This is a genomic window from Sorangium sp. So ce1036, assembly GCF_051369805.1.
Taxonomy (GTDB): Bacteria; Myxococcota_A; Polyangia; order Polyangiales; family Polyangiaceae; genus Sorangium; species Sorangium cellulosum_F.
Map to the genome: position 1 here is coordinate 1,602,663 of NZ_JBBMOX010000001.1, position 26,195 is coordinate 1,628,857.

Consider the following 26,195-nt stretch of genomic DNA (forward strand, 5'->3'; position numbering starts at 1 on the left):
GCCAGGGGGCCGCGGCGGCCCCGATCACGTGACGGGGCCCTCCGACCTGCCCGGCCCCCATCCCCACCCGATTCACCCCCGGTCCCCGGTGAGCTCCCTCTCCGGGGGCCCCCATCCCCGGATCTTGCTCGTGCCCCATCAAGGACCCGGGCCTTCTCCTCCACGCGGTGAGCGCCGGGGGGTGTGTCCGCGCGCGCCGGCGTGGCGCGGGCGGGCGCGCCGAGCACCGACCGAGGTGCCATGAGGTCTCAGTGGGCTCGAGGTTTCAGGCGCGCTTCGTGTGGCGCGCGACGAAACGTCTCAGGCGGCAAGGCCCGAAGGGAGACATGCCGGGTGGTGTTGTATGCGCAAGCGCTCACGCTCCCGTCCTGGCGGATGGCCGAGCGCCCGCCCGCGCCACGCCGGCGCGCGCGGACACACCCCCCGGCGCGTGCTCCCTGGCAACCCCGACGGCCCAGCCTCCAGGCCGCGCGCCGCCGCTCGTCACGACTACTCCGCGTCGAGGATCTCCCGCTCCCGGCAGCGCGTCAGCTCGTCGACCGCCGCGAGGAACGCGTCGTAATCGATCGGCTTCGGCAGCACGCGAGCGACACCGAGGCTCGTCGCGTCGTGCTTTGACGACGCGGAGGAGACGATGACCGGGATGCGCGCCGTCTTCTCGTTGTGCCGCAACGCGGTGAGCAGACCCCAGCCATCCATGACCGGCATCATGATGTCGACGATGAGCAGATCCGGCGGCGCGATCTGATCGAGCAGCGCGAGCGCCTCCTCGCCGTTCGAGGCGCAGCGCACCTCGTAGCCGCCCTCGCTCTCCAGGATCATGCTCACGACCTCCTGGATGCTCGGCTCATCGTCGACGACAACCACCAGCTTGGCGCGGCTGTTCGGCGCGCTCGAGCGTGTTCGTACCTCAGCGTTGCGCCGCACCGTCCGACCTCCGAAGGTATCGACCAGCATGCTCATCTCCCCCGCGCCCTCTCCGGATCGAATTCCAGGGACGAGCCAGAGTATCCACCACGCATTTCGATCCGTCGCTGCGTGGAATCCAAGATTGGTAGCTCAGGAGTCTCCCGAAACCACAGGAGGTTCCGAGCTGCTGCATCGCGCTGGAATCCGCACGCCACGGCGCGGCGCGACCAGGACATCCGTTGACGCGCCCCGGTGAAGCGCGGGCGGCCGCGGTGCGCCGCCGCTGGAGGGGCCGACGGAAGCTTGCGCCCGCCGCGGCGACGACGCGCCGTCGCGGATGAACCAGCGCGCGGCGCGTCGTGTCGTGGACAGCGCGGCGCCTAGGACCCCGCGGCGCCCCCGGCCCCGCGGCGCCCCCGGCCCCGCGGCGCCCAAGCACCCCGCGGCGCCCCCCGGCCCCGCGGCGCCTAGGACCCCGCGGCCTCGAGCCGCGCGGTCGCCTCGTGGTAGGCGCGGGTGACGTCGGCCTCGTCGAGGAACCCGACGATCTTGCCGTCCGCGTCGACGACCAGGAGCTCGCGCACGCCGTGCTCCAGCAGCACCTGCAGGGCGCGGTGCAGGTCCTCCGTCTCGCGGACCGAGGCCGGGCCCGTCATCATGTCGTGGGCGATGGCGAGCCCCGAGAGCTCGGGGCTCGTCGCCGTGGTGCGCAGGATCTCGGCGTCGACGGTGCCGATGACCCTGCCGTCCTCCGAGAGCACGGGGAAGGTGTCCTGCCACTCGCACGCCGCGATGCGCTCGATGATCTGCGACGCGGGGGTGCGCGCGTCGAACGACACGAACGGGCGGCTGCGGATCACGACGTCGGCGACGCGGATGCTGCGGAGCACGTCGACGATGAGCTCGTCCCGGTGCGCGGGCGACTCGCGCTTCGTCGCGATCTGCGCGCGGTACAGGGTGCTGTGCCGGAGCGCCACGAAGGCGATGCCCTCGCAGAGCATCAGCGGCACGAGCAGGTCGTAGCTGCCCGCGAGCTCGCAGACCATGACCAGCGAGCCGATCGGCACGTGCGCGATGCCCCCGTAGAACGTGCCCATCCCCACCAGGGCGAACGCGCCGGGATCGATGCGCGGGTCGCCCAGGAGCAGCTCCGCCGCGCGCCCGAACGCGCCGCCGGTGAGCGCGCCGAGCACCAGCGACGGGCCGAAGTCGCCCGCGCTGCCGCCCGAGCCCACCGTGAGCGAGGTCGCGACGATCTTCGTCGCCAGGAGCACGAGCAGGAGCTGCACCGCCGTCCACCCGCTCGGCATCCAGCTCGCCCCCGTGATCGCGATCTGGGCCGCGCCGTAGCCCGCGCCGAGGAGCCCGAAGCCCTGCCCCAGCCGGTCGAAGCGCGGCCCGAGCAGCATGAGCAGCGGGGTCACGAGCGCGCCGAGCGCGAGGCCGCCGAGCGCGGGCTTCGCCCACGACGGCAGCGTCACGCGGCTCATCGTGTGCTCGACCGTGTGCAGCGTCCGGAGGAACAACGTCGCCACGAGCGACACGACGAGCGCGAGCGCGGCGTAGAGGGGGAGGTGGCCGGGGATGAACGGGTAGCGGGGCGCGTGCGCGAAGAGCGTCGACTCGCCGAAGAAGTAGATGAAGACCGAGTAGGAGACGACGCTCGCGAGGATGGAGGGCACGAGCGCGTCGGACTCGAAGTCGTCGCGGTGCAGCACCTCGACGGCGAGGAGCGCGGCCCCGAGCGGCGTCCGGAACACGGCGGACATGCCGGCGGCCGCGCCGGCGATGAGCAGGATCCGCCGCTCGCGCGCGCCCACGCGGAGGGCGCGCCCGATGATCGAGCCGATCGAGCCGCCGATCTGCATGGTCGGGCCCTCGCGCCCGCCGGACCCGCCGCAGCCGAGCGTGAGGATCGAGGCGAGCGCCTTGACCAGCGGGACGCGGCGGCGGAGGGCGCCGCCGCGGTGGTGGAACGCGTCGATGAACGCGTCGGAGCCGCCGCCGCGGGTCTCGGGCGCGAGCTTCGCCGAGAGCAGCCCGCCGGCGAGGGCGCCGAGCGCCGGCAGCACGCAGACGAGCCACGGCCGGAACGGCCCGGCGCTCACGCCCGCGAACACCGCCTCGCCCTTCGCGCGGAGCGGCTTGTACCCGGTGAGCGTGACGAGCAGCTCGTGCTCGGCGAGCTCGAGGGCGGCGAAGAACAGCGAGCCGACGATGCCGGCCGCCGCGCCGACGAGGATGGCGTGGAGCAACACCCGGCCGACGAGCTGGAACGCGATCAGCCCCTGTGGCCTCGGGAGCGGGGTGCGGACGGTTCCGAAGCGGCTGGGGCGTGTGGGCAGGTCCTCGGGGGACGACATGTCGTGCGTGGTCCAGGGGGCCTCGCGCGCGCGAGGGGCGCGGCGGGCGCGTTAGTTTCTCCGATCGTGCCGCGAGTTGCCCGCCCAATTCGCGGCTGGGTCCGACGTCGCTGGCGGGGACCTCCGCCGGCGCCGGCTTCCGGTGGGCGCCTCCCCGCCCCATGAGCACCGGAGCAACCGGCAGTGGGCGTGGTCCCCGGGCCCGCCCGGGCTCCCCGCTGGGGCGAGGAGGAGGAGGCATGACGACCGATCGGAGCACCGCCGAGTACGGCACCATCATCACCGGAGACGAGACCGTCGCGACGGGCGACGCGGCGGTCCAGACGACCGACGAGGCCGTCCGCACGACCGACGAGACCGTGCTCACGCCCGTGCTGGCGCTGGACCTGGCCGCCGAGATCCTGGCGAGCACGCTCGGCCCGCTGGTCGACGCCGACTACGTGCAGGGCAAGACGCAGTTCCGGGACGTGCTGTGCGCGCGCATCGACATCTCGCAGCTCGAGGCCGAGGAGCTGATCGACGATCTGGAGCGTTCGGGGCGGGTCCAGTTCATCGGCGCGGAGGAGGGCCGAGGGTGGCACGTGGAGCAGGGGCCCAGCGCGCGCTGAGGTGGCACGTGGAGCAGGGCCCCAGCGCGCGCTGAGGTGGCACGTGGAGCAGGGCCCCAGCGCGCGCTGGGGGCGTCACGCGCCGGGGCGCCCCGCGCACCCGCGGGCGCCGCGCGCGGGGTGGTCCGGCACAAGTTTCCCTTGCCGGCGACCCGGGTCATGGTCATACGCAGCGCTCGTATGGATGTGCCGAAGCCGCGCAAGGCCGTGGTCCCGGGCGCTCCCCCCGTTCCGGTGGTGATCGTCGCCGGCTGCCCGGCGGAGCTCGTCGCAGCGTGCCGCGACGCAGGGGCGCGGCTCGGCGTGGCGGTGCGCGAGGCCGACCTGCGGTCGCTCCGGGCGGTCGTCGGGGCGTCGCGGCCGTACGCCGTCCTCGTGATGGAGGATCTGTACCGGTTCGATCCGGCGCTGTTCGACGCGATCGCGCGCAAGGCGCCGGCGTCGCTGGTGCGGCTCGAGCACCGGGAGGCGCACGACCCCGAGGTGCGGCGGCTCCTGATCGAGGCGATCTTCGAGTCCGCGGCGACCGACGCCGGCATCAAGGTCCGGCCCCTCCGCCGCTGAGGCGCCGGCGGCCCGCTGCGCCGCGGGGGGGCTCGCTCCCGCGCCCCGGGGTGCGGCGGCGGCCGCGAGGGCCATCCGCCGCTCCACGCCGGGCGCCCGGCGGCGTCAGGGCTTCTTCCGCATGCCGGGGAGATAGGCCTTCTCGGGCGGCGGCTCGAGGTACTCGATCTGCTCCGCCGACAGGATGCCGTACTTCGGGTTGGCCGCGGCGCCGCCGGTCGACTTCGTGAACGTCACGCCGTAGGTGCCGGTGATCTTCACCTTCGCGCCGACGTTCGGGATCGGGTTCGGCAGCTCCTGGCCCCAGAACTCGTCGGTGACCTTCGCCTCGCCCTCCTTGCCCTTGGGCTTGCGGTCGATCTCCTCGATCATGCTGTAGATCTGCGCGAAGTTCGAGGCCCAGCCCATCACCTCGATCATGTCCTTCGTCTCGCCTTTCTCGTCGGCGATGGCGAAGCTCGGGACCGGCGCGTTGCAGTCGGGCGGGTCGGCCTTGCCGGTCTTGTGCACCGCGCACTTCGGGGCGTCCCCGAGGTTCGTCTTGACGATGTAGCCGGCGACCGTGACCTTCTTGCCGTTCACGTCCTCGAAGTGGACACGGCTCCGGAGGTCGTGGGTGAGCCCCCAGACCGTGTAGACGTCGCCCTGCTTCCTCACCTTGGCGGGCAGCGTCGGCACCGCGGGCAGGTTCGCTTTCCGGCCGCTGAACGCGGGCTTCGGCTGGTACGGCTGCTCGTCCCCTCCGCACGCTGAAGTGCCCGCGACGAGGAGGACTGCGGCGGCGAGGGGTCGACCGAATCGGACGTTCATGGCATCTCCAGGGTCAACGAGACGGGCACATCCAGCGGGAAAGTTCCAGCCCTGGAGTAGCCGTCGGACAGCATCGCGCCGCGCGCGATCCAGGTGCCTCTCGCATGCGTGCGCGGCGGCGAAACGGCTATCACGGCCGCGAGCGGATCGTAAAGAGAAACGGAAACGTCCCCCTCTCTTCATCGAGCGGCCATGCGGCGGAGCACCGAGGGGACCTCGCCGGAGAGGCGCGCGCGGGCGTGCGCCGGGAGCGAGGAGCGCCGGGGGAGCGCGCCCGAGGCGCCGCGCGGGCGCCGGCGCCGGCGCCCGCGCGGCCGAGGTGGGGCGCGGCGCGCGCCGAGGGCCACGGCCCGCCCGAGGCGCGCGGGCGTCATTGCGCCGGCTCTCGCCGTGTTCTCCCGCCCTCCGTGCTCTGCTGTACGCGAAGAAGGCGTTTCCGCTCTTCGCGCTGGCAACTTCGATCGGCTACCCTCTCCGTCCCATGCGCGAGACGACCCTGCGCGCCGCTTTCGAAGCGTCGAAGATTTTGGTGATGATCCTCGCAGGCGGCGAAGGCCGCCGGCTCGGCCCGCTCACACACGACCGGGCGAAGCCAGCCGTGCCGTTCGGCGGCCGCTACCGGATCATCGACATCGTCCTCTCGAACTTCGTCAACTCCGGCCTGCACCGAATCAAGATCCTCACGCAGTACAAGAGCGCGTCGCTAGACGAGCACATCGCCCGAGCCTGGCGCCTGTCGCCGATGCTCGACAGCTTCATCGAGACCGTGCCGGCGCAGCAGCGCACCGGCAAGAGCTGGTTCAAGGGGTCGGCGGACGCCGTCTACCAGACCCAGCACGTCATCACGGACGAGTCGCCCGAGCACCTCTGCATCTTCGGCGGCGATCACGTCTACAAGATGGACGTGCGCCAGATGCTGCACGAGCACCTGGCGCGCGACGCCGACGTGTCGGTCGCCGCCATCCCGGTGACCAAGGAAGAGGCGAGGGCGTTCGGCGTCATCGAGTGCGACGAGTCGGGGCGCATCATCGCCTTCCACGAGAAGGTGAAGGATCCGCCGAGCATGCCGGGCCGGCCGGGCATGTGCCTGGCCTCGATGGGCAACTACATCTTCAAGACCCCGGCGCTGCTCGACGTGCTCGAGCAGGACGCCGCGACGGAGGACAGCGCGCACGACTTCGGGCGCGACATCATCCCGCGGATGGTCAAGGGCGGCAGCCGCGTCTACGTCTACGATTTCCACGAGAACCGCGTCCCCGGCGAGGACGAGGGGGCGGGCTACTGGCGCGACATCGGGACCATCGACGCGTACTGGGCCGCCCAGATGGATCTCGTCAACATCCAGCCGGCGTTCAACTTCTACAACCCGCGCTGGCCGATCCGGACGGGCATCAGCCACGACCCGCCCGCGAAGTTCGTGTTCCGCGACGAGGCGAACGCGCGCGTCGGCATCGCGACGGACAGCCTCGTGTCCCTCGGGTGCATCATCTCCGGCGGCCGGATCCACCGCAGCGTGCTCTCGAACCGGGTGCGCGTGAACTCGTTCAGCCACATCGAGGAGTGCGTGCTGTTCGAGGACGTCAAGATCGGCCGGCACGTCAAGCTCCGCCGCTGCATCATCGACAAGGACGTCGAGATCCCCGCGGGCGCGGAGATCGGCTTCAACCTCGAGGAGGACCGCAAGAAGTGGTTCGTCAGCGAGGGCGGGATCGTCGTCATCCCGAAGCGCGCGAAGATCGGCTCGCCGTGAGGCCCCGCGCCTGACCGGGGCGCCGGAACCGGGCGCGGGCGCTCCCGGCGCGCCGCGTCCGGGGAAGGGCGCCGCCCTCGGCCGGCCGGCGGGGCCGCGCGGCCCCGCCCGGCGGGGATGCCGGAGCTCGGCCATCAGGTCGGGGGCTCAACCTGGGTGGGGGCCGCCTCAACCTGGGTGGGGGCTGCCTCAACCTGGGTGGGGCCGCCTCAACCTGGGTGGGGGCTGCCTCAACCTGGGTGGGGCCGCCTCAACCTGGGTGGGGGCTGCCTCAACCTGGGTGGGGCCGCCTCAACCCGGGTGGGGCTGGGGCCGCCTCAACCCGGGTGGGGCTGGGGCCGCTTCAACCCGGGTGCGTGCAGACGCGGTCGGCGGTGCTCCCTGGACGGGGCGTCCCTGCTACGGTTGGCATGAGATGCCGCGCACGATCATCATCGGTGACGTCCACGGCTGCCGGGATGAGCTGGCGCGGCTCATCGAGCACGTCGGCTACGCGTCGGGCGACCGGGTCGTCATGGTCGGCGATCTCATCGTGCGCGGGCCGGACCCGTGCGGGACGCTCGATCTGCTCCAGCAGATCGGCGCGGTGTCGGTGCGGGGCAACCACGAGGATCGGCTGCTCCGCTGGCACGCGGGGCGCAGCGATCCTCGCGGCGAGCCGCTGGGCGAGCTCTCGCGGCTGACCGCGCAGCAGCTGCGCAAGCGCGACTGGGCCTGGCTCGAGACGCTGCCGTACTGGCTCGATCTGCCGGACCACGGGCTGCGCGTGGTCCATGCGGGGCTGATCCCCGGGCTGCCGATCGAGCGGCAAGATCCGCACACGTTGATGTACGTCCGCTGCCTCGGCCGCTACGGCGAGCCGATCGAGCGCCGCGGGGGCAAGACGCTGTGGGGGCAGACCTACAAGGGCCCGCCGCACGTGGTGTTCGGCCACAACGCGCGGAGCGAGCCGCAGATGCACGCGTGGGCGACCGGCATCGACACGGGCGCCGTCTACGGCGGGCGCCTCACCGCGATGGTGCTCCACGACGGCGAGCGCGTGCCCCCGCCCGCCTCGCGCGCCGAGGTGCTCGTCTCGGTCCCGTCGCGACGCCGCTACGTGGGCCGCTAGCCGGGCGCGGAATTGCTCCGCATGTTCCAGCACTTTCGCGCGATCGGCGGAGCGGCCGCGCGGGATCTTCGCTAGGCTCGCGCGCCGCCGCGCCCCGGCGGTCCCTGTCACGGAGCAAGCCAGTGGAGCCTCGATACCCGTTCGTTGCAGTCGATGTCCCCGAGCCGGAAGCCGACGAGATCGCGGCCGCGCTCTTCGAGCTCGGCGCGACCGGCGTGGAGCAACGCGACGAGCAGACGCTCGTGCGCGGCGCCCGCGCAGGTCAGGTGACGCTCGTCGCGAGCTTCGACGATCACGACGAGGCGACGGCCGCCATCGCGGCGCTCGGCGAGCTGTCGCCCCCGCTCGCCGCGCGCCTCGAGGAGGTCGTGGGCGACGCGTGGCGCGACGCCTGGAAGGAGCACTTCGCCCCGTTCCCGCTGACGCCCACGATCACCGTCGTCCCGCCGTGGGTCGACTACACGCCGCGCGGCGAGGGTGAGCGGGCGCTGCTGCTCGAGCCAGGGCGAGCGTTCGGGACGGGCCTGCACGCGACGACCGCGCTCGTCGCGGAGCTGCTCGACGAGCACGCGGCGGAGCTCCGCGGCCGCGAGATCCTCGACGTGGGCACGGGCAGCGGCATCCTCGCGCTGGTCGCGCTGCTGCTCGGGGCGGAGCGGGCCGTCGCGATCGACAACGACGACGATGTCATCGAGGTGGTCCTCGAGAACGCGGCCCGCAACGGCCTCGAGGGGCGCATCGACGCGAGCGCCGGCGTGGTCGAGGCGGTGACGCGGCAGTTCCCGTGGGTCGTCGCGAACATCGAGGCGCGGGTGCTCCGGCCGATGGCGCCCGAGCTCGCCCGCGTGCTCGCGCCGGGCGGGCGGCTGATCCTGTCGGGCATCCTGGAGGGCGAGCGCGACGATCTCGTCGCGCGGTACACGTCCTTGCCCCGCCGGCTCGAGCACGTGGCGACGCGGCCCGATCCCGCATCGCCGCGCGAGGATCGCGGCGCGTCGCGGGGCGACGCGGGCGGCGAGGGGTGGGTGGCGCTCCTGTTCCGCGCGCCGGAATGACCCAGGCGCTCCTCAGGGTGCCGCTCGGCGCGATCGCGCCCGGCGTGATCGCGCTGCCCCGGGAGGCGGCGAGCTACGTCGTGCGGGTGCACCGCCTGCGCGAGGGCGATCGCTTCATCGTGTTCGATCCGGAGCTCGGGATCGAGGCGGACGCCACGCTCGAGTCGATCGGCCGCCACACCGCGGAGGCGCGCATCGACGCGCCCCGCCCCGCCGCGCTGCGGCCCGGGCGGCGCGTGACGTGGATCCAGGCGATCGGCAAGGGCGACAAGATGGACGCGGTGGTGCGCGACGCGACCGAGCTCGGCGCGACGCGCATCATCCCGGCGATCTCGGCGCGCAGCGTGGCGCGGCCCGGCGAGGAGAAGAGCCAGCGCTGGCGGCGGATCGCGGTGGAGGCGGCGCGCCAGTGCGGCCGCGGCGACGCGCCGCGGGTGGACGCGCCGATGTCGCTGGCGGCGGCGCTCTCGGCCGCGCGCGCGACCGAGGGCGGGGCGCTCGGGATGTGCCTGGATCCGTACGCGGAGACGCCGCTCGGCGCGCGGCTCGCGGCGCTCGCGCCGGGCATGGAGGCGGCGTTCGTGGTGGGCCCGGAGGGCGGGCTCGCGCCCGAGGAGCTCGGCGTGTGCGCGGCGCTCGGGTTCGAGCGCGTGCGCCTCGGCGCGCTGACGCTGCGCACCGAGACGGTGTGCGCCGCGGCGCTCGGGGCGCTCATCGCGGTGAGCGACGCGCACGCGGGGTGAGGGGCTGGCCTTCAGCGATCCGCGCGACGGTCGGCCTTGGCCCCCCTCGCCTCGGCGCATGCGCTGTCGAAGGCTTCGGATCCGCTCGGCGGTCGGCGGTGCGCCATCAAAGGACCACCGCGGGGGGGATCTGGAGGAACGACGATCCTCGGGCGCTCCTTGTCGACGAGCCGAGCAAACTCCGCGTGATTGAAGGTGAGCAGGGCGTCTGCGCGCACTTCCTCGGCGGTCACGACATGGAGGGCGTCGAACACCACACCCGAAGTGAGCTGACGTGCCGTGCATCTGGCCAGCGCTGCACGGTAGATATGCTCTGTGGGCGGCACCAGGTCCAGCATCGTGCGGAGGCGCCGAACGGCTGCCCACGCGGCGTGCGGTGCAATTTTCGGTGTCACCGGAAGCCGGGTCAACACCGACCACGTCTCGCTCATCGCGTGCCAGCTGGCTGTCCCTTGCAACTGCCCGGTCTCCATCGCCAGAAGCCAGCATCGTGCCCGTGCGTGGTGGCGATGTGCGCCCACGAGGGCTGCGACCAGCACGGACGTGCCCAACGCGACCTTCATCATAGCCCTTGGCCGAGCTTGTCGATCCGCTGCTCGCGATCGCGTCGGTGGTCGAGCTCGTCCTGGAGCTCGCTCCCGAGCTCCGCCTGGAAGCCGACGAGCTCGCCGTCCGCGCGGAAGCGGCCATCTTGCTCGAGTGCCGTCTCGGCCCCCGCGTCCAGCAGGGCTTCCTCGGCAGCCAGCCTGTCCGCCGGTGCGTTCGGCAGCGGGACGAGGATGATCACCTCGGCCGGACCCACGGGCAGGTCTTCCGGGAGCCTGAGCTCGATGCGACGATCCATCGGGATCGTACCCTGGATCTTGGCCGCTGCCTGCATGGTGCCTTGAGTGTGCCACGACGCCCGGCGGAAGCCCGCTCGAAGAATAGGGATGGGCGGCCCCTCCGGGGAGCGAGCATTGCGACGCTCTCCTCGCCTCTCTCGTGAGCCATCGGGACCGCCTCGCGGCCGACCCGTTCCCGCGCCGTGCTCTCGCCCAGCCGAGCCCGTGCTCCTCGGCTCACGCTCGTCCGCGCGAGCACCGCAACCGATCTAGACAACGCCGGCCGCGCCCGCGCGGCGCCGGTGCCGCGCAGGCGCGACCAGCCCTCTTCATCGGCTCACGGCAGCACCTCGCGCGTCGGGCACTCGCCGTCGCCCTGGAAGTCGCCGAGCGTGCGCGCCTGCGCGACGACGTAGTCGTACGCCGTCTCGATCGGGCCGCCCAGCGCGCCGGCGAGGTTGTACTCCGCGCCGAACACGTCGGCCGCGTTCACCCGCTTGAGCTCCTCGATCGTCGTCTCGCCGTCGCGGTCGAGATCGCTGTCGGCGATGTACTGCGCGTGGCGCTTCGTGAGCTCCACGCCCGCGGTGATGTTGTTGAAGAACCAGTGATCCCCGTGGATGGTCGGCTTCACCGCGATCGTGCCGCTCGTGGGCACGTTGAAGCCGGTCAGCCCGTCCTCGGTCGCGCAGTCGTCGAACGACGTCCCGGCCGAGAGCCCCCAGCTGAAGCGCACCCGCTCCGCCGGGACGCACGCGTCGCCGGGCGGCGGGCACGACTCGCCGCCTTCCTTCTCGATGACGCCCTCGAAGAACACCGAGTAGCCGCCCTCGACCATGAGCGCCACGTCGGCGTCCGTGGTCGGCGGCAGCGCCTTCACCCCCTCCCGCGCGTTCGGCAGGTCGAACCCGAAGCGATCCCACCGCACCGCGCTCACGCCCTCGAACTCCGCGATCACGTACCTCGTGGCCGGGGCGTTCTTGAGGTCGAGCACGAACACCGACGGATCCCCGAGCGTCTCCTCGGCGTCCGAGCGGGCCGCGCGCACGTTGCCCACCGTCACGAGGAACCGCTCGTACGTGACCCGCCACCCGTCCGCGATGTTCTCCTCGCCCGTGCCCGGCTCGAGGCCCTCGGGGATGGTGTCCTCCGGCTCCACGAACACCTGCACGGTGCCGGTCTCGGACGTGGCGCCGCCGTCGTCGCCGCACCCCGCGACCAGCGCGAGCGCGCAGGCCGCCACCACGAACCCTGTCTCTCTCGTCCTCTGCATGATCAAGCTCCTGAATCGTCTGAAGTCCGAACGAGCGCGCACGGGCGCGCCCGGCGAGCAGCGGCCCGCGCTGGATCGCGCGCCCCGCGCCCGCGTCACCCATCGAGGCTCAGCGGTTCAGGCCGCGGGAGGAGAGCTCTTCGGCGCGAGGGTCAGGAGAGGGATGGGGCGGACCTCGGGCGAGGACCGGAGCGCCGCGCGGGGGAGCACCTCGAGCAGCGTGGCCTCCGCCACGCGGTGCACGGGCACGCCGGGCTGGCCACACCGCGCGAACGCGTCGCAATGGTCGTCGTCGAGGTGGCGCAGCGCGTCCCGCGCCGCGAGCCGATCGCCGGAAGGCGCAGGCCCGGCCCGCTCCGGCGCCGCGGCGGCGGCCGGCGCGGCCCGGCCGCCGTGGTGGTCGGCGTGCTCCACGTACGCGGCGAGCCCGACGTGGACCAGCTCGCCGTGCTCGCAGCGGGCGTGCCGGACGAGCAGCGCGTGGGTCAGGCCGCACAGCTGCGCGAACATCGCGAGCAGCGCGAACGCCGCGAGCCAACGCGCGCGCCCGTCCGCCCGGGCGCGCCGGCCGGGCGGCCTGCGCGCCGCGACGCGCGCGGCGGCGCGGCGGCGACCCCTCATGGCGACACCGACCAGACGAGCTCCGGCGGGCGCTGCGCCGTCATGGCGAGCACCAGCGCGTTGTGCGCCCGCGAGCCCGGCGCGATGACGACGCCGGCCGCGTTCCCCGCGGCCGCCTCGGCCAGCGCGTCGAAATCGACGCGGGCGAGCCACGCGCCCACGTCGAAGCGGACCGCGAGGCGGACCGGCTCGGCGCCGACGCGCGCCGCGACCGCGAGGCTCGGGACCGCGCGCAGCCCCTGGAACTGCGGCACGGCGTCGACGTCGGCCGCGAAATCGAGCGCCTCCGCGCCCCGCGTCGCGCGCCCGCGCAGGCGCAGGGAGTGGCCGCCCGGGGCCGCGGGCGACGGGACCGGCGCCGACTCGGTCAGGAACCAGTGGATGCCGTAGTCGAACGACGCGCTCCGGATCTCGCCCTCGAAGCCCCGGACCCGGCCGAGCGGCTGCGGCTCGGGATCGAGCAGGTCGACGCGCACGATCGACAGCAGCTCGGCGATCGCAGTGTCGCAGAGCGTCGCCGAGCCGGACGCGGCGGCGCAGAGCTGGACCGGGCCGAAGGCGACCTCCGCCTCGTCGAGCGCGATCGTCCAGGCGCCGGCGGCGATCTCCGCGGCGGGCGCGGCCTCGGCGTGGGCGAGGTAGGAGACCTCCGGCTGGCCCGTGCCGGCGCAGCCGACCGCGGTGGTCACGGCGAGGAGCGCGAGGGCCAGGGCGCAACGCCGGGCCGCGCGGCCGTCGCGCGCGGTGTGACCGTTGCGGGCGGTGTGACCGTTGCGGGCGGTGTGACCGTCGCGGGCGGTGTGGCCGTTGCGGGCGGGGAGGGCGTTGCGCGCGTTCATAACGAGAGCGTCACGTGGCCGAGGATCGAGCGCGGCGGCCCCGCGCTGATGTGCCGGGCCGGCAGCGCCGACGGGATCTCGGTGGTCTGCCAGCTCGAGACGAACGAGTACTCGGCCTCGGCGTGCTCGGCGTCGAGCAGGTTGTGCGCCTCGACCCCGACCTCGATCCAGGGGCCGCCCTCCGCCGGGCCGTCGCCCGGGCGCAGGCTCCGCCGGAGCGAGAGCGACGCGTCGATCACGAGGAGCGGCGCCGCGCTCTGCGCGTAGGGCAGCGGCCGCGGCGACAGGAACGTCGCGCCGTAGCCGAGCCGCCCCTCGATCGGCCGGCCGCCGATCGTGACGAGCGGCCGCTTCACGGCGAGGTCGGCGCGCACCACCACGGGCGGCACGAACGGGAGCTGCTGCCCCTCGACGTACGGCGGCGTCGGGCTCTCGGGCGTCGGCGGGGGCGGCGCGTCGAGCGTGGCGTGGGCCAGCGTCGCGCTGACCGCCGCGGTCAGGGCCGGGGTCGGCGCCGCCTGCAGGTAGACGACCAGCCCGCGGCGCGTCGTCGGGCCGATGCGCGCGAGGCCGCCCTCGGTCGCGTCGAACGCGAGGTCGTACGAGAGGCGCGTCTCGTACGCGGCCGCGGTCGCGCGGAGGCCCCCTCCGGGACGCAGCGTCGCGCCGACCTCGTAGCTCCGCACGGTCGCGAACGGCGCGTTCTCCCCCTCCTCGAGCTGCCGCGCCTGCGGCGAGCGGTAGCCGTGGCCGTACGAGGCCGACAGGCGCAGCGCGGGCAGCGGATCGACCTCCAGCGTCGCCCGCGGACCGACGGCCACGCCCGCCGCCGTGCGCCGGAACCCCTCGATGTGCGTCTCCTTCTGGAACGCCGGGATGAAGTTGCCGAGCCGGTCGTCCACGTCGAAGACGAGCACGTCGGCGCGGACGCCGCCGCGCAGGCGCGCCCAGCGCGACAGCTCGAGCAGCGCGTCGCCGTGGACGCCGATCCCGGTCTGCCGGATCGACGCGTCGACCCGGCGGTCCCAGGTCTCGTTCTGCGGCGGCTGCAGGAGGTTCTGCGCCTGCTCGATGCCGTCGGTCTGCACCTCGGCCCCGACGGCGACCTGGCCGCTGAGCCACGGGGCGAGCTGGAACCGCGGCGTGCGGTAGGCGAGGCCCCCGCCGAGCGCCGTGTCCTGGTTCGACTGCTCGATGAGATCGCCGCGGCCGGCCCACGCGGGCCGCACGCGCGACCGCTGCGTGTAGCCGGTGAAGTTCATCCGGCTCCGGTACCCGGACGTCATCGCCCAGAGCCAGCCGCTCTTCTGCGAGCCGTCGTCGTCCGCGCGCTCGGCGGAGAGCGCGATCTGGAGCCGGGTCGCCGCGGCCGACTGCGAGCGGGCCGACGGATCGCGGTACGCGTCGTGGAAGCCGACGCGCCCGGCCTCGATGTCGTCCCGCCGGAGCACGCCCGCGAGGTTCGCGCGGCTGCCGTGGGCCGCGACGTGCAGCAGGAGCGAGAACTCGTCCGGCAGCGGCACGCGGTACTGGCCGACGGCGCCGCCCGACAGGGCCCCGCGCGTGCCGTCGCCGAAGCCGTCGGTCGCGCGCACGACCGCGGCCCCGAACGTGTCCTCCGACTGCGCTTCCGGCGCCCAGAGCGCGAGCAGCCGCCGGGTGCCGAACGAGCCGAGCGAGCCCTTGAGGAGCAGCCCCCGCTCCTCGACCCCGAGGTCGAAGTACGCGCTGCCCGCGACCGCGAAGTCGCCCTGCTGCGGATCGTAGACCCCCTCGACGACGCGGAGCGACCGCACCACCTCCGGGATGATCACGCCGAGGTCCGCGTAGCCTTGCCCGTGCACGTGCGAGCGCTGGTTGAGCGGGATCGGCCCGACCCGGAGCTCGATGTCCTGGCCGTGGTCGGCGTCGAAGCCGCGGAGGAAGATGCGCTGCGCGACCGCCTCGCCCTCGGGGTGCGCGACGTGGACGCCGGGCGCGGTGGCGAGCAGGTCCGCGGCGGTGGCGTGCGGCGCGGCCGCGAGCGTCGCGCGGCCGATCCGGAAGTCGCTCGTCGCGCGCCGCGGCGGGTTCGGGCGGCCCTGCACGTGGATCTCGATCGGCTTGCCCGGCTCGGCCACCGCGTGCGGGCCGGCGACGCCCCCGGCGAACTCCACCGGCGCCGCGGGCGGCGCTTTGGCCGGCTCCGCCGCGGGCGCGGCCGGCGCGGCCGCCCCCGGCGGGGGCGCCGGCTCGGGCGGCTGCTCGTGCGGGCCCGGCGCGAAGTGGAACGGCACCCGGATCCGCGCCCGCACCGGCGCGCCGCCGCGCATCGCCGGCGAGAAGCGCCACCGCCGCACGGCCGCGATCGCGGCCTCGTCGAACCCCTCGCCCCCGGACTCGGCCACGGTCGCGTCGCTGACCGTGCCGTCCTTCTCGACCGTGACGAACAGCGTGACCGTCGTGTCGACGCCCTCGGCGAGCCGCTCGGCCGGGTACACCGGGTCCACGTGCTCGAGGACGTGCGGCGGCACGGCCGCGTCGGAGGGCGCCTGCGCGCGCGCCGCCGGCGCGGCGAGCGCGCCCGCCGACAGCCAGCCGACGAGCGCCCAGCGGCTCGCCGACACGGAAGCTCCTCGCCGGGCGCGAGGCCGCGGCCCCTCCGGCGCTGCGGGCAGCGGCCTCTCCGGCGTCATGGGCAGCACCTCCTCCGGCGCCGCGGGGAGCGGCCTCTCCCGCGCCGTGCGCGGCGGACCTCCACGGCCGCCTTCGCGAGGCGTCCGCAGGCTCGAGTCTCGTCCGGAACCACGCACGGGCCCCGCGCGACTACCACGGCTTACAGCGGTGCCGCAAGCGCGCGCGGCTGGGCTCGGCGGCGACGCGGTCGCCCGGGCGCGCAGGACGGATGTGGGCGGCGCGTCGCCTCCGGGAGGCGCAGCGGCGCTCTCCCCGCGCGGCGCGCGCCCGTGTATCGTCTCGTCATGCCGAATGAGGCGCTCGTCCAGGCGGTCAAGTCCATCGTCACCCTCGCGCGCGGAGGCAACCTCGACGCCGCGTACCGCGGATACCGCGATCTCTTCCAGAAGCCGGAGTTTCTCAAGCACCGGCCCGAGGATCAGCGGCAGGTCCTGCGGCTGATGATCCTCGCCAAGGGCGTCCCGTCGACGCCGACCGAGGCGATGATCGAGGCGCACCGCGCCGCGGTCCCCGCCCTCACCGAGCTCGTCTCGGTCCACGGCGATCCCGGCGATCACGAGCTCCTCGGGCTCTGCCACGTGGTGCTCGGCAACCTCGACAGCGCCGACAAGATCTTCCGGGCCGGCCTCGCGATCGAGCGCGGGCGCAACCCGCAGAGCGATCTGTGCGGCACGCTGATGAAGCGCATCTCGCTGCTCTAGCCTCCCCGCGCCCCCCGGCGCTCCCGTCCTGGTAGTTTCCCCGCGCCTGCCGGGGCTCCCGTCCTGGTAGGATGCGTCGGGCGCCGTCGCCGGGCGCGCCGCCAGGGAGTCCATGCACGTCATCGCGGTCGCGAGCCAGAAGGGGGGCGTGGGAAAGACCACGATCTGCCTCAACCTCGGGCTCGCCCTTGCGCGCGCGGGCCACCGCGTGCTGATCCTCGAGCTCGACGCGCAGGGCAGCCTCGGGCTCTCGCTCGGCCTCGCCGACCGCGCGCGGCCGGGCGTCGCGGAGCTGCTCACGGGCGCCGAGCGCGTCGAGTCGGTGCTGCAGCGGACGCGCGATCCGCAGCTCCAGGTGCTCACGGTGGGCCGGGTCGATCCCACGACCGTGGCGGGCTTCGAGGAGGCGCTCGTCCGCGGGCCCGTGCTCGCCGGCGTGCTCTCGCGGCTCGCGGACGATTTCGATCTCGTGGTCGCGGACTGCCCCGCGGGGCTCGGCAAGGTCACGACGCGGGCGCTCGAGGTGGCGACCCACGTGCTCATGCCGCTGCAGGCCGAGCCGCTGGCGCTCCGCTCGGTGGGCCAGCTGCTCGCGCTGATCGATCGCGTCCGCGCCGAGGAGAACCCGCGGCTGTCGCTGCTCGGGCTCCTCTTGTCGATGTTCGACCGGCAGGCGTCCGCGTCGCTCGACGTGGCCGAGACGCTCTGGACCCGGTTCCCCGACGGGATCATCCTCGACACCGTCATCCCGCGCGACGGCGCGTTCCTGGAGGCGTCGCTCCGCGGCGCGCCGCTCCTGCTCATGCAGAAGCGGCCGCCGCCGCTCGCGCGGGTCTTCGATCAGCTCGCGAACGACGTGCTCGCGCGCCTGGATCCCGCGCGCCCGGAGGACGACGATGGCCCGATCCCGCTCCTCCTTTGACATCGACGGCGCCGTGGCCACGGCCGCGGCGCTCGTGAAGCGGCCGAAGGGGAGGCCGGCGCGGGCGGCGTCGGTCACGCCGGCGGCGCCGCCGCTCGTGTCGTTCGCGTCGCGCCCCCCGCCCGCGCCGGCGGAGCCGGATCCGCTGTCGCCGGCGCCGCTGTCGCCGGCGTTCGAGGAGCTCGCGCCCTCGAGCGATCTCATGCCGCTGTCGAGCCCGGGCGCGGGCGGCGACCTGGGGCTGCGGAGCGCGCTGCCCCCGTCGGCCGAGGACGTCGACTCCAGGCGCGGCGTGCGCCTCGACCTGCCGTCGCCGGCGTCGTCGCCGTCGTTCGGCGCGCCGACGTCGTCGCCGCTGTTCGCGTCGCCCGCGCTCGGCGCGCCGGCGTCGTCGCCGTCGTTCGGCGCGCCGGGCTCTCCCTCGTTCGGCGCGCCGGTCTCGTTCGCCTCGCCGGTCTCGTCCGCGTTCGCCTCGCCGGTCTCGTCCCCGGTCGCGTCGGACGCCGAGCCGCTCGGGCAGCGCCTCGGCGACGCCGTCCGGGAGCTCGCGTCCGGGCGCGCGTCGCCGCGCTTCCCGGACCTCTCGGCGCCCGCGGGGCCCCTGGCCCGCTGCGACAAGGTGATCGAGTGGCTCGCGGAGGTGACCTCCGCGACCGACGTGTTCCTGGCCGACGCGGCCGGGCTCCCGATCGCCGGCGCCATCCGCGACACGGAGGCGCGGCTCGCGGCCTCGGGCCTGATCGCGTCGGCGATCGGCTCGCTCGTGGCGGCGCTCCCCGGCGCGCCGTCGCAGCGCTTCGAGCTCTGCGTCGGCGACGGTCCGTTCTTCCAGCTCGTCGGGTTCCAGGTGAGCGCCGCCGTCTACATCGTCGGCCTGATGCGCCCGGTCCCGCTCACGCCGCGCGAGGCCCACGCCGTCCGGATCGTGTGCCGGCACGCGCTCGACGCGGCGGCCGGGGTCGTCGGGTGAGCGCCGAGCACGGCGAGCCCACGTTCGGCCGTGGACCCACCGCCGGCGCGGGCGCGTCGGACGACGACGACCCGCTCGCCCCGATCGCGCTCGACAGCATCGGCTACGGCGTGAGCGGCCTCGACGCGATCCTCGTGTTCCACCTCGCCGACGCGCGCGTCCACGCCGTGTTCGTCCGCGTGGGCGCGGCCCTCTCGCCGGCCGACGCCGCCGCGGGGCTCCGCGACGCGTACCTCGGGAGCCAGCTCGCGGCGCAGCGGCTCGTCCCGGAGCGCGACGGCTCGGCGCGGCCCCCCCGGGGCCGCGGCGTGCGGTCGTCGAGCCGGCCGCCGCGATCGCGCGACCGCGGCGAGGAGCTCCCGGATCCGCTGGTCACGCTCGAGCTGGGCGGCCGGACCGTCCTGCTCCGGCGCGTGCGCGCCTGCGTCGTGGCGTGCCTGTTCGACGGCACGATGCCGCTCGGCATGGCGCGGCTCGTGGCGCAGCGGCTCGCGGCGACGCTCGCGCCGGAGCTGCCGCTCGAGGAGCCCTCCGAGGAGATGCTGAGCGACCCGCCGGGCCTGTTCGACGAGCCGCTCAGCGCGGAGGTGGTGGACGATCTCGTGCGGGGCATCGCGCGCCCTCCGCCGCCGCGGGCGCCGTCGAACGCGCCGTCGCGGCGGCCGGGCGCGACGCCGCTCCCCGCCGAGGCGCCGTCGCCCGAGGCCGCGCGGACCGCGCGGCTGCTCGCGCTGCTGGAAGCGCGCGCGCCGGAGCCGCACGTCGCGCGGCTCCGGCTCGCCCTGCGCGCGGGGCTGACGCCGCTCGCGCTCGAGCACCCCGACGAGCTCGGGCCGGAGGCGATGGTGCTCATCGAGACGGCGGTGGCGGACATGCTCGGCCTGGACCGGGCGGCGCTGCGGAGGCTCCTGTGAGGGCGCCGCGGAGGGCGCGTGGGACGGCGTCGCGGAGGGCGCCTGGGACGGCGTCGCGGGGGCTCCTGTGAGGGCGTTCTTCCGGCGCGGCTTCCGCGATCGCATCGAGGGCCCCCTGCACGGGCTGCTCGGCGCGATCACGCCGCACAGCCTGCTCCACGTCGGCGACCAGCTCGTCGTCGTGCACTGCCACCACTACGCGCTCTTCCTGGAGCAGACGATCTTCGACGCGCTCGGCGGGGAGAGCCGCGGGGTGCGCCGGCAGGCGGCGTTCGAGGCGGCGCACGCGCTGCTCGGGCCGCTGTACGCCGAGCACCCCGGGGCGTCGCCGCGGGAGAAGCTCGAGCTGGCGGCCGAGCTGTTCGCGGCGATGGGGCAGGGCCGCCTCCGGTTCGAGCTGACCGCGGAGGGCGGCACGGTGCAGGCGGCGTCGCTCTTCCACGGCTCGAGCTTCCTCGCGAAGTACGGCGGGCGGATCCACAACCGGATGACGGTCGACGCGTTCGCCGCCGGCTACTGCGCGGCCGCGGCGAGCCTCGCGTTCCCGTCGGACTGGGGCCGGCTCGAGGCCGACGAGGTGACGTGCGTCGCGCGGGGCGACGCGGTCTGCACGTTCCTCCTGACGCGCCGCTCCGAGCGGCCGCGCTTCGGCGCGATCCTGACGCGCGACGTGGTCGCGTCCTCGCGGGTGAGCTGGGAGCCCGAGGCGGGCGCGGCGCTCCGGGCGCGGCACACGGGGAGCGCGATGCTGGGGGTGCTCGGGGCGCTCCGGTCGGACGAGCGCGGGCTCATCCCGGCGTACGGCGTGAACCTCGCGCTGCTCCCGGTGAGCTACGTCGACGTGAAGACGTTCGACACGGTGCACCTCATCGAGCGGCGCTCGCCGGAGCTCTCGCCGGTGTTCGAGGCGCTCGTGCGGGAGGCGGCGCAGACGGGCGCGTTCCACCTGCTCGGGGGGCTGCTCGGGTCGCCGTCGTTCGAGGCGGCGTGCGGCCCGGTGGGCAAGGATCAGCGCGAGCGCCTGGAGCAGCTCCTGGGGCTCTGCCGGGCGCTCGGCTGGGGGGCGTTCACCGCGCCGGACTTCCGGCCGGGCCGGGCGCTGGTGCTGCGGGCGCCGGTGACGCACGAGAGCGCGTATTACGCGATGAAGCACGGGCCCACGACGCGGAGCCGGCTCCTGTTCCAGCAGGGGACGGCGCTCGCGATCATGCAGCTCCTGCACCGGGTGGATTTCGGGGCCGAGCGGCCGATCGACGCGGACACGTACGAGGGGCTGTTCAAGAGCGGGCCGCGGTTCCGGGTGGAGGAGACGAGGTCGCCGCTCCGGGGGGACGACGCGTGCGAGGTGCGGGTGGAGGCGGTCGAGGACCGGTGGTGAGGGGGGCGGCGGCCCCCGGTTGCATCGGCATTCCAGGCCTGCCGGAGGAGCGGCTCGCTCCGCGGGCAACAGCGCAGTAGCCTACGAGAAGAGGTTGAGCATGGCCGAGCCCGCGCGGAAGTTGACGTTCACCTTCGCCGAGTACCTCGCCCGCGAGCGGACGAGCGAGGGGAAGCACGAGTACGTGAACGGCGAGATCTTCGTGATGGCCGGCGGCACGCCGGAGCACGGGCTCCTCGCGGTCAACGTGGCCAGCGTGCTCCGCGGTCAGCTCGTCGGCCGGCGCTGCCGCGTGTACAACTCCGACGTGCGGGTGCGTGTCCAGGCGACGGGGCTCGCGACGTACCCGGACGTCAGCGTCGTGTGCGGGCCGCTGGAGCGCGACGCGGAGGACGAGGACAGCCTCCTGAACCCTGTCGTGCTCGTGGAAGTGCTGTCGGCGGGCACCGAGGCCTACGACCGCGGCGAGAAGTTCGCTCACTACCAGGCCATCCCGACGCTGCGCGAGTACGTGCTCGTGTCGTACTCGAGGCGGCGTGTGGAGGTCCTGCGCCGGAACGAGGACGGCACCTGGACGCTCCTGGACGTGCGGGAGAGCGGGGTCGCGGAGCTCGCGTCGGTGGGGTGCAGCCTCCCGCTCGACGAGGTGTACCGGGGGGTCTTCGACGAGGAAGAGGCGAGCTGAGCGGGTGGCCGACGCGGCGAGCGACTTGGACGTGCTCGATCAGCTGCACGGGCCAGCATGCCGGAGCCAAGCGAAGACGCCGCGGCAGCTGAAGTTTTGGATGGAGAAACAGCGATGATCGTGCTCGATCTGCGAGACCTGTCTGCGTTCAGCTCTGCCACTCGGGCGCTGCTGACGACATGCTCGGAGGCCGCGTCGGTCATGCTCTGGAAGTTTCATACCCCTCCGCAGGGACACGGTAGCTGGCAGCATGGAGGGGGGGCCTCCCTGGAGGATCCAATCGAAGTCGTCGTGCTCTGGGACGCGCCTCCGACGGAGGTGCTCCAGTCTCACGGCAACGAGAAAGATGCGACGGAGTACGGTGCGTACGCCGTGGCCATTGCGCTGGCGGACCATCTCGGGTTCAAGGTGCTCGGGCGAACGCACCAGGGCTCTGGAACCGACTGGCTGATGATCCGAAAGGGCGAGCCGGCGAACGACTATTACAAGCTGGAAGTATCGGGGATCTCCAGGATCAACACGCAGAAGCCCGAGGCCCGCCTCGCCGAGAAGACCACCCAAGGCCGTCGTGGTGACTGGAAGCGCCCCGGCCTCGCCGTTGTGGCACGGTTCGAAGATCTTCGGGTCCTCTCGGAGGGGTGGGCATGAGCATCGAAAAATTCTTTGACGATCCCCGCCGTCGACGCAGTGAAGAGCTCGCTTTCTTCGCGGAGCGAGCCGAGCGCACCGGCGATCTCCTCGCCGCGTTGACGCAATATGCCGAGGCGGCGCGGCTGGAGGAGGCGAACGCGCTGGAGATCCCGGCCGATGTGCCTCGGGTTCGCACCGTCCTGGCCGTGAGCGCTGTCGCCTTGTGGCTGCGCGCCGAGCAGTGGGATGAGGCCGCCCGCGCGGGGTGCGCCTTCCTCGCTGCCCCGAAGGCGCTCACGCCCGATGGACGCCGCGAGTTGCAGTCGCTGGTCGACCGAGCATGGCGGGCGAGCGAGCTACAGACGATCTTCGATGGCAAGCGCGATGCTTTCGCCGGGCTAGAAGCACGCCTGTCGGGCGGTGCGGTCCGTGTCGGTCTCGCTCCGGCGGCGATCGTCGCGGAGCGTCGCGAAGTCCTCGTCCCCGTCCTCTACCGAGTGGCGGAGTGGAGGCGGAAAAAGAAGTTCCGGCGGGCTGGGCCGTCCTCGTTCGCCGCATCGCTCGAAGTGGTCGAGGCACCCGCGCGTGCGGCGAGCTTTGGGCTGCGGCTCTTCGTGGGGCGTCTCGGACAGCAGGTCACCGCTGGTGAGCCGGATCATCCACGGGACATCATCAATGCATTCCTGGATCTGGCGTCCGCGGCCGCGGAGGATCGATTGGCTTCGGTCTGCGAGGACGCCGACTACACGAAGGCATTTGTGCGCGCATTCCGCGATCTCGCGGGCGACGGAACCCAGGTCGCCAGCGTGGAGCTTGATCACGTCGAGTCGCGCAGCGCGCGGCATGCGGTGTTGCTTGGCCCGGAGCAGAGGAGCGTGTTAACGGCGCGGCTCACGCGCTCCGACGGCGCTCGGCCGATCCGTTTCGAGGGCGTGCTCAAGAGCGTGAACCTGCGGGGGCGGGAGCCGACGATCGTCATTGAGCAGGAGAACGGTTCGGCTGCTCGGCTGCGCATTGCGAAAGGTGAACATGATGACACCATCGGTCCAAAGCTGAATCGGCCCGTTCGTGTCATCGGACGCCACGACGTCACCGAGGACGGTGAGGCCGAGGAATGGGCGGATGACGTGATTCTGCTCGAGGACGCAGCCGAGGAGCCCCCTGGGTGACCACGCCTGGCAGTTCAACGTCCGCTCCGACGCCGGCTCGCTCATGAAGCTGAGCGGAGGGCGGCGGCGCTGCCGCTCCGGGCCCCGGCGAACCCCGTCCCGGTCTCCCCCATCCGCGCCCTCCGGCGCCCGCGCGTACGCCGCGAGGCCCGGGGGCGCTGCCCGTTCCGGGTCGACCCGCGCCACGGAGTGTGCCGCGAGGGCCTTGATCTGTGCCATCTCGGGGGGCTCTGGCACTGGCTCAACCGCAATGCATTGCGACACACCGCGTGCCAGAGCACCCTGAGACGCTCCGCGGAGCGCCTCAGAGTGGCAAGGTTGTGCCAAAACACGGTCTACATTGCGCAGATCCGTGCCATGGACCCCGCGAGAGCGCCTTCCTTTGTGCCAAAAGGGGGGTCCGGACCCCTCCGGAGCGCAATGCGGAGCGCGGGAGAGGGGTCGGGGACCCTCCGGGCCGGGATCCGGAGCGTTCGCGAGGGGACGGGGGCGCCCCTCGGCGGATCGCGGAGCGCTGGCGAGAGGTCGAGCCGCCTCTCTCGCCCGACGGTCACATCGCCAGGTCGCCCCGGGAGCTCGCTCACCCCGGCGCCACCATGATCTCCGTCCGCAGCACGGCGCCGCGCGCGCCCTCGGCCGTGCCCCGGATCGGCGCGACATCGTCGTAGTCGCGCCCGTAGCCCAGCACGATGTGACCTGACGCGCCGGCGCGCCCCGGCGTCGGGTCGAGATCGTGCCAGCGGCCCGACGGCAACCACACCGACGCCCACGCGTGCGAGGCGCGCGCCGGCGCGGACCCGGCGCCGGCCGCGTAGCCGCTCGCATAGCGCGCCGCGAGACCCATGGAGCGCAGGCACGCGATCGCGAGGTGCGCGAAGTCCTGGCAGACGCCGCGGCGGAGCGCGCAGAAGGCGTCGAGGCCCGTGTCCGCCGCGGTGGCGCCCGGGTCGTAGGTGAAATCCCGCCGGATGCGGGCGACCAGCCCGTCCAGCGCCTCGCCGAGCGGGCGGCCGCCCGGGAAGCACCCGCGCGCGTACCCGGCCACGGCCTCGCTCCGCGGGGCGCGCGCCGTGCCCTCCACGAGCGCGCGCAGCGCCGGATCCGCCGCCGCCGCGGCCGCCGTGCGCTCCGCCGCCGCCCGCCAGTCGCCCCCGAGATCGGCGGCGTCGCCCGCCGGAGGCTCGCCCAGGCGCACCACGCTGAGCGCCGCCACCTCGACCGAGCCGAAGCGGCCGCCGAGCTCGATGCGCGCGCGGCGGTTGCCGAAGGCGTCCTCGTCGACCCGGCGCGCGCGCGGCGAGGGCCGCACCACGAGCTGGTGGAACTCGAGCGACTGATGCGGCAAGGCGCGCGGGGTCAGGTGCGCCTCCAGGCTGCACGCGACGGCGCCCGCGGCCTCGGCCTCGAGCTCGTACCGGCTGCGATGCACCACGCGATAACGACGCTCCGCCACGAGGGCACCCCGCTCCGGGAGCCGCCCCCCGGCTCAGCCGCTCACCAGCACCTTCGCCTGCGACGGCGCGACCTGCACCCCCAGCGGCATGTTCGGGCTCTTGCCGTTCTGCGCCACCGTGCAGGTGTGGAACACGACCGGGTTGCCCTCGGCCTTCACCTTCATCGAAAACGAGCGGTACATCGCCTCGCCCTTGATCTTGCCGCTCACCACGCCTCCCGCCGAGCCCGCCTCGTCGCCGGTCGACATCGGGATCTCGCTCTGCTTCGTGAGCGCCGGCTTGCCGGCCACCAGCACCTTCAGGGCGCAGGTGCTCGGCGTGGCCTGGTTGCACATCGCCACGTTGGGGTACGGCAGCGGCACCGGCGGGCCCGGCGGCGCCGGGGTCTTGCACGTGTCCGGCAGGGCCTGGCACATCCCGGCCTGCGTCGTGGTCACAGGGAACATCGCTTCCTCCTCTAGCCCAGGTTGATCCGCTCGCCGTCGATGCTCACGTCCTCGCGCGCCTTCACCTCGACCTCGCGCCCGCGCAGCTCGATCACGTCCTCCACCAGCGCGCGCACCCGCCCCGCGCGGAGCTGGTGCAGCGCGCGCACCTCCTGGAAGAGATCCTCCGCGCGCGCGATGACCCGCCCGGCGATCGACTCGAGCTTGCCCACCGTGGCGTGCGCCCGCTCCAGCACGGCCGTGAGCGCCCGCCCCTCGTAGCGCGCCTCGTCGATGCGCACGTCGCCCCGCGCGGCGACCGCGGCGAGCGCCTCCCCGGCCACGGTGACGCGGCCGGGCGCGACGCGCACCGTGGCCCCGCGCTCCCCGGCGCGCGCGCCGAGGCTCGCGCCGCTCCGGCTCGCGATCGCGACCTCGCCGGCCGCCCAGCAGCGGATGGCGCCGCCCGCCACGAGCTCGATGTCGCCCCCGGGCGCCGCGAGCGACAGGCCGCCCGCGGCGACGAGGCTGCCCCGCCCGGTCGCCGCGTCGTACTCGAAGAGCAGCCGGCCCGCGGGATCGTGCACCGCGACGACCTCGTGGCCGTCGCGCTCGACGATCGACGCCGACGCGCCCGCGCGCGCCACGATGCGCAGCGGGCGCTCCTCGGGCCCGGGGTCGTCGCGGCGCGCCGCGGGGCTCGCGGGCGGCGGGGGGGCGTCGCGGCGCGCCGCGGGGCGCGCCGCCTCGGCGGGCGGGGGGTCGACGGGGAGGGCAGGTTGCGCGGCGGTGGGCATGGCG

Annotated in this window: 26 protein-coding genes; 14 read left to right on the forward strand and 12 right to left on the reverse strand. The window is 74.1% G+C overall.

The window, feature by feature from the left end; translation table 11 throughout:
- Nucleotides 1-489: 489 nt before the first annotated feature.
- Together WMF31_RS05900 and WMF31_RS05905 are read right to left on the reverse strand one after the other, a co-directional pair.
- Nucleotides 490-927 carry a response regulator gene (locus WMF31_RS05900; RefSeq protein WP_436600994.1) on the reverse strand — a complete coding sequence of 146 codons (438 nt, stop codon included), beginning with the start codon at nucleotides 925-927 and terminating at the stop codon, nucleotides 490-492.
- A 449-nt stretch (nucleotides 928-1,376) separates the two neighbouring features.
- Complete coding sequence (locus tag WMF31_RS05905) at nucleotides 1,377-3,272, reverse strand: chloride channel protein (protein WP_129352887.1); 1,896 nt, start codon at nucleotides 3,270-3,272, stop codon at nucleotides 1,377-1,379.
- 239 nt (nucleotides 3,273-3,511) lie between these two features.
- Here WMF31_RS05905 and WMF31_RS05910 point away from each other — a divergent pair, with 239 nt between their 5' ends.
- Together WMF31_RS05910 and WMF31_RS05915 are read left to right on the forward strand one after the other, a co-directional pair.
- On the forward strand, nucleotides 3,512-3,880 hold the full coding sequence (locus tag WMF31_RS05910) for a hypothetical protein (protein ID WP_129352885.1): 369 nt from the start codon (nucleotides 3,512-3,514) through the stop codon (nucleotides 3,878-3,880).
- 180 nt (nucleotides 3,881-4,060) lie between these two features.
- Nucleotides 4,061-4,444 (forward strand): hypothetical protein, encoded by a 384-nt coding sequence (locus WMF31_RS05915; RefSeq protein ID WP_129352883.1) that lies wholly within the window; start codon nucleotides 4,061-4,063, stop codon nucleotides 4,442-4,444.
- A gap of 105 nt (nucleotides 4,445-4,549) precedes the next feature.
- Here the strand turns inward: WMF31_RS05915 and WMF31_RS05920 are convergent, their stop codons facing one another.
- Nucleotides 4,550-5,254, reverse strand: a complete 705-nt coding sequence (locus WMF31_RS05920; protein WP_129352881.1) for a hypothetical protein — start codon at nucleotides 5,252-5,254, stop codon at nucleotides 4,550-4,552.
- A gap of 481 nt (nucleotides 5,255-5,735) precedes the next feature.
- Between WMF31_RS05920 and glgC the strand changes: the two genes are divergently transcribed.
- From glgC to WMF31_RS05940, 4 genes are all read left to right on the forward strand, one after another.
- On the forward strand, nucleotides 5,736-7,004 hold the full coding sequence (glgC, locus tag WMF31_RS05925; RefSeq protein ID WP_129352879.1) for a glucose-1-phosphate adenylyltransferase: 1,269 nt from the start codon (nucleotides 5,736-5,738) through the stop codon (nucleotides 7,002-7,004).
- Between the two features lie 415 nt (nucleotides 7,005-7,419).
- Complete coding sequence (locus tag WMF31_RS05930) at nucleotides 7,420-8,115, forward strand: metallophosphoesterase (RefSeq protein WP_436600995.1); 696 nt, start codon at nucleotides 7,420-7,422, stop codon at nucleotides 8,113-8,115.
- Between the two features lie 122 nt (nucleotides 8,116-8,237).
- Nucleotides 8,238-9,170, forward strand: a complete 933-nt coding sequence (locus WMF31_RS05935; RefSeq protein ID WP_129352875.1) for a 50S ribosomal protein L11 methyltransferase — start codon at nucleotides 8,238-8,240, stop codon at nucleotides 9,168-9,170.
- Entirely contained in the window at nucleotides 9,167-9,913 is a 747-nt protein-coding gene (locus tag WMF31_RS05940) for an RsmE family RNA methyltransferase (RefSeq protein WP_129352873.1), read from the forward strand. Before WMF31_RS05935 ends, WMF31_RS05940 begins: the two co-directional genes overlap by 4 nt.
- A gap of 11 nt (nucleotides 9,914-9,924) precedes the next feature.
- Here the strand turns inward: WMF31_RS05940 and WMF31_RS05945 are convergent, their stop codons facing one another.
- The 6 genes from WMF31_RS05945 to WMF31_RS05970 all read right to left on the reverse strand — a co-directional run bounded on the left by WMF31_RS05945 (nucleotide 9,925) and on the right by WMF31_RS05970 (nucleotide 16,076).
- Nucleotides 9,925-10,479, reverse strand: coding sequence for a type II toxin-antitoxin system VapC family toxin (locus WMF31_RS05945; protein WP_436600996.1), 555 nt, complete (start codon nucleotides 10,477-10,479; stop codon nucleotides 9,925-9,927).
- Nucleotides 10,476-10,793, reverse strand: coding sequence for a hypothetical protein (locus WMF31_RS05950; RefSeq protein WP_436600997.1), 318 nt, complete (start codon nucleotides 10,791-10,793; stop codon nucleotides 10,476-10,478). Before WMF31_RS05950 ends, WMF31_RS05945 begins: the two co-directional genes overlap by 4 nt.
- A gap of 281 nt (nucleotides 10,794-11,074) precedes the next feature.
- Nucleotides 11,075-12,010, reverse strand: a complete 936-nt coding sequence (locus WMF31_RS05955) for a hypothetical protein (protein ID WP_436600998.1) — start codon at nucleotides 12,008-12,010, stop codon at nucleotides 11,075-11,077.
- A 117-nt stretch (nucleotides 12,011-12,127) separates the two neighbouring features.
- Nucleotides 12,128-12,631, reverse strand: coding sequence for a hypothetical protein (locus WMF31_RS05960; RefSeq protein ID WP_436600999.1), 504 nt, complete (start codon nucleotides 12,629-12,631; stop codon nucleotides 12,128-12,130).
- A complete protein-coding gene (locus WMF31_RS05965) occupies nucleotides 12,628-13,470 on the reverse strand; it encodes a hypothetical protein (RefSeq protein ID WP_436601000.1) in 843 nt (280 codons plus the stop codon). Before WMF31_RS05965 ends, WMF31_RS05960 begins: the two co-directional genes overlap by 4 nt.
- A complete protein-coding gene (locus tag WMF31_RS05970; protein WP_436601001.1) occupies nucleotides 13,467-16,076 on the reverse strand; it encodes a TonB family protein in 2,610 nt (869 codons plus the stop codon). The genes WMF31_RS05965 and WMF31_RS05970 overlap by 4 nt, the downstream gene beginning before the upstream one ends.
- A 354-nt stretch (nucleotides 16,077-16,430) precedes the next feature.
- Between WMF31_RS05970 and WMF31_RS05975 the strand changes: the two genes are divergently transcribed.
- The 8 genes from WMF31_RS05975 to WMF31_RS06010 all read left to right on the forward strand — a co-directional run bounded on the left by WMF31_RS05975 (nucleotide 16,431) and on the right by WMF31_RS06010 (nucleotide 23,515).
- The gene (locus WMF31_RS05975; RefSeq protein WP_129352853.1) at nucleotides 16,431-16,847 is read left to right on the forward strand and encodes a hypothetical protein; all 417 of its coding nucleotides are present in this window, start codon (nucleotides 16,431-16,433) and stop codon (nucleotides 16,845-16,847) included.
- Nucleotides 16,848-16,959: 112 nt separating this feature from the next.
- Nucleotides 16,960-17,769, forward strand: coding sequence for a ParA family protein (locus tag WMF31_RS05980; protein WP_436601002.1), 810 nt, complete (start codon nucleotides 16,960-16,962; stop codon nucleotides 17,767-17,769).
- On the forward strand, nucleotides 17,744-18,739 hold the full coding sequence (locus WMF31_RS05985) for a hypothetical protein (RefSeq protein ID WP_436601003.1): 996 nt from the start codon (nucleotides 17,744-17,746) through the stop codon (nucleotides 18,737-18,739). The genes WMF31_RS05980 and WMF31_RS05985 overlap by 26 nt, the downstream gene beginning before the upstream one ends.
- The gene (locus WMF31_RS05990) at nucleotides 18,736-19,653 is read left to right on the forward strand and encodes a hypothetical protein (protein ID WP_436601004.1); all 918 of its coding nucleotides are present in this window, start codon (nucleotides 18,736-18,738) and stop codon (nucleotides 19,651-19,653) included. Before WMF31_RS05985 ends, WMF31_RS05990 begins: the two co-directional genes overlap by 4 nt.
- A 67-nt stretch (nucleotides 19,654-19,720) precedes the next feature.
- Complete coding sequence (locus WMF31_RS05995) at nucleotides 19,721-21,031, forward strand: hypothetical protein (protein WP_436601005.1); 1,311 nt, start codon at nucleotides 19,721-19,723, stop codon at nucleotides 21,029-21,031.
- A gap of 100 nt (nucleotides 21,032-21,131) precedes the next feature.
- Nucleotides 21,132-21,716: a Uma2 family endonuclease gene (locus WMF31_RS06000; protein ID WP_436601006.1), complete on the forward strand. Its 585-nt coding sequence runs from the start codon at nucleotides 21,132-21,134 to the stop codon at nucleotides 21,714-21,716.
- A gap of 114 nt (nucleotides 21,717-21,830) precedes the next feature.
- Nucleotides 21,831-22,364, forward strand: a complete 534-nt coding sequence (locus tag WMF31_RS06005) for a hypothetical protein (protein WP_436601007.1) — start codon at nucleotides 21,831-21,833, stop codon at nucleotides 22,362-22,364.
- The gene (locus tag WMF31_RS06010) at nucleotides 22,361-23,515 is read left to right on the forward strand and encodes a hypothetical protein (RefSeq protein ID WP_436601008.1); all 1,155 of its coding nucleotides are present in this window, start codon (nucleotides 22,361-22,363) and stop codon (nucleotides 23,513-23,515) included. Before WMF31_RS06005 ends, WMF31_RS06010 begins: the two co-directional genes overlap by 4 nt.
- A gap of 580 nt (nucleotides 23,516-24,095) precedes the next feature.
- Here WMF31_RS06010 and WMF31_RS06015 read toward each other — a convergent pair.
- Genes WMF31_RS06015 through WMF31_RS06025 form a run of 3 tightly spaced genes read right to left on the reverse strand, consistent with a single transcriptional unit; the run spans nucleotide 24,096 to nucleotide 26,191 of the window.
- On the reverse strand, nucleotides 24,096-24,968 hold the full coding sequence (locus WMF31_RS06015) for a transglutaminase family protein (protein WP_436601009.1): 873 nt from the start codon (nucleotides 24,966-24,968) through the stop codon (nucleotides 24,096-24,098).
- A 33-nt stretch (nucleotides 24,969-25,001) separates the two neighbouring features.
- Nucleotides 25,002-25,415 carry a DUF4150 domain-containing protein gene (locus WMF31_RS06020; protein WP_436601010.1) on the reverse strand — a complete coding sequence of 138 codons (414 nt, stop codon included), beginning with the start codon at nucleotides 25,413-25,415 and terminating at the stop codon, nucleotides 25,002-25,004.
- A gap of 11 nt (nucleotides 25,416-25,426) precedes the next feature.
- Nucleotides 25,427-26,191, reverse strand: a complete 765-nt coding sequence (locus WMF31_RS06025; protein ID WP_436601011.1) for a DUF3540 domain-containing protein — start codon at nucleotides 26,189-26,191, stop codon at nucleotides 25,427-25,429.
- Nucleotides 26,192-26,195 lie beyond the last annotated feature (4 nt).

Coding starts and splice junctions, on each gene's coding strand:
- WMF31_RS05955 (WP_436600998.1), bottom strand. CDS start 12,010: ATGCAGAGGACGAGAGAGACAGGGTTCGTGGTGGCGGCCTGCGCGCTC.
- WMF31_RS06005 (WP_436601007.1), top strand. CDS start 21,831: ATGATCGTGCTCGATCTGCGAGACCTGTCTGCGTTCAGCTCTGCCACT.
- WMF31_RS06010 (WP_436601008.1), top strand. CDS start 22,361: ATGAGCATCGAAAAATTCTTTGACGATCCCCGCCGTCGACGCAGTGAA.
- WMF31_RS05940 (WP_129352873.1), top strand. CDS start 9,167: ATGACCCAGGCGCTCCTCAGGGTGCCGCTCGGCGCGATCGCGCCCGGC.
- WMF31_RS05960 (WP_436600999.1), bottom strand. CDS start 12,631: ATGAGGGGTCGCCGCCGCGCCGCCGCGCGCGTCGCGGCGCGCAGGCCG.
- WMF31_RS05915 (WP_129352883.1), top strand. CDS start 4,061: ATGGATGTGCCGAAGCCGCGCAAGGCCGTGGTCCCGGGCGCTCCCCCC.
- WMF31_RS05920 (WP_129352881.1), bottom strand. CDS start 5,254: ATGAACGTCCGATTCGGTCGACCCCTCGCCGCCGCAGTCCTCCTCGTC.
- WMF31_RS05905 (WP_129352887.1), bottom strand. CDS start 3,272: ATGTCGTCCCCCGAGGACCTGCCCACACGCCCCAGCCGCTTCGGAACC.
- WMF31_RS05965 (WP_436601000.1), bottom strand. CDS start 13,470: ATGAACGCGCGCAACGCCCTCCCCGCCCGCAACGGCCACACCGCCCGC.
- WMF31_RS05975 (WP_129352853.1), top strand. CDS start 16,431: ATGCCGAATGAGGCGCTCGTCCAGGCGGTCAAGTCCATCGTCACCCTC.
- WMF31_RS05930 (WP_436600995.1), top strand. CDS start 7,420: ATGCCGCGCACGATCATCATCGGTGACGTCCACGGCTGCCGGGATGAG.
- WMF31_RS05980 (WP_436601002.1), top strand. CDS start 16,960: ATGCACGTCATCGCGGTCGCGAGCCAGAAGGGGGGCGTGGGAAAGACC.
- WMF31_RS05950 (WP_436600997.1), bottom strand. CDS start 10,793: ATGCAGGCAGCGGCCAAGATCCAGGGTACGATCCCGATGGATCGTCGC.
- WMF31_RS06025 (WP_436601011.1), bottom strand. CDS start 26,191: ATGCCCACCGCCGCGCAACCTGCCCTCCCCGTCGACCCCCCGCCCGCC.
- WMF31_RS06000 (WP_436601006.1), top strand. CDS start 21,132: ATGGCCGAGCCCGCGCGGAAGTTGACGTTCACCTTCGCCGAGTACCTC.
- WMF31_RS05945 (WP_436600996.1), bottom strand. CDS start 10,479: ATGATGAAGGTCGCGTTGGGCACGTCCGTGCTGGTCGCAGCCCTCGTG.
- glgC (WP_129352879.1), top strand. CDS start 5,736: ATGCGCGAGACGACCCTGCGCGCCGCTTTCGAAGCGTCGAAGATTTTG.
- WMF31_RS06020 (WP_436601010.1), bottom strand. CDS start 25,415: ATGTTCCCTGTGACCACGACGCAGGCCGGGATGTGCCAGGCCCTGCCG.
- WMF31_RS05910 (WP_129352885.1), top strand. CDS start 3,512: ATGACGACCGATCGGAGCACCGCCGAGTACGGCACCATCATCACCGGA.
- WMF31_RS05985 (WP_436601003.1), top strand. CDS start 17,744: ATGGCCCGATCCCGCTCCTCCTTTGACATCGACGGCGCCGTGGCCACG.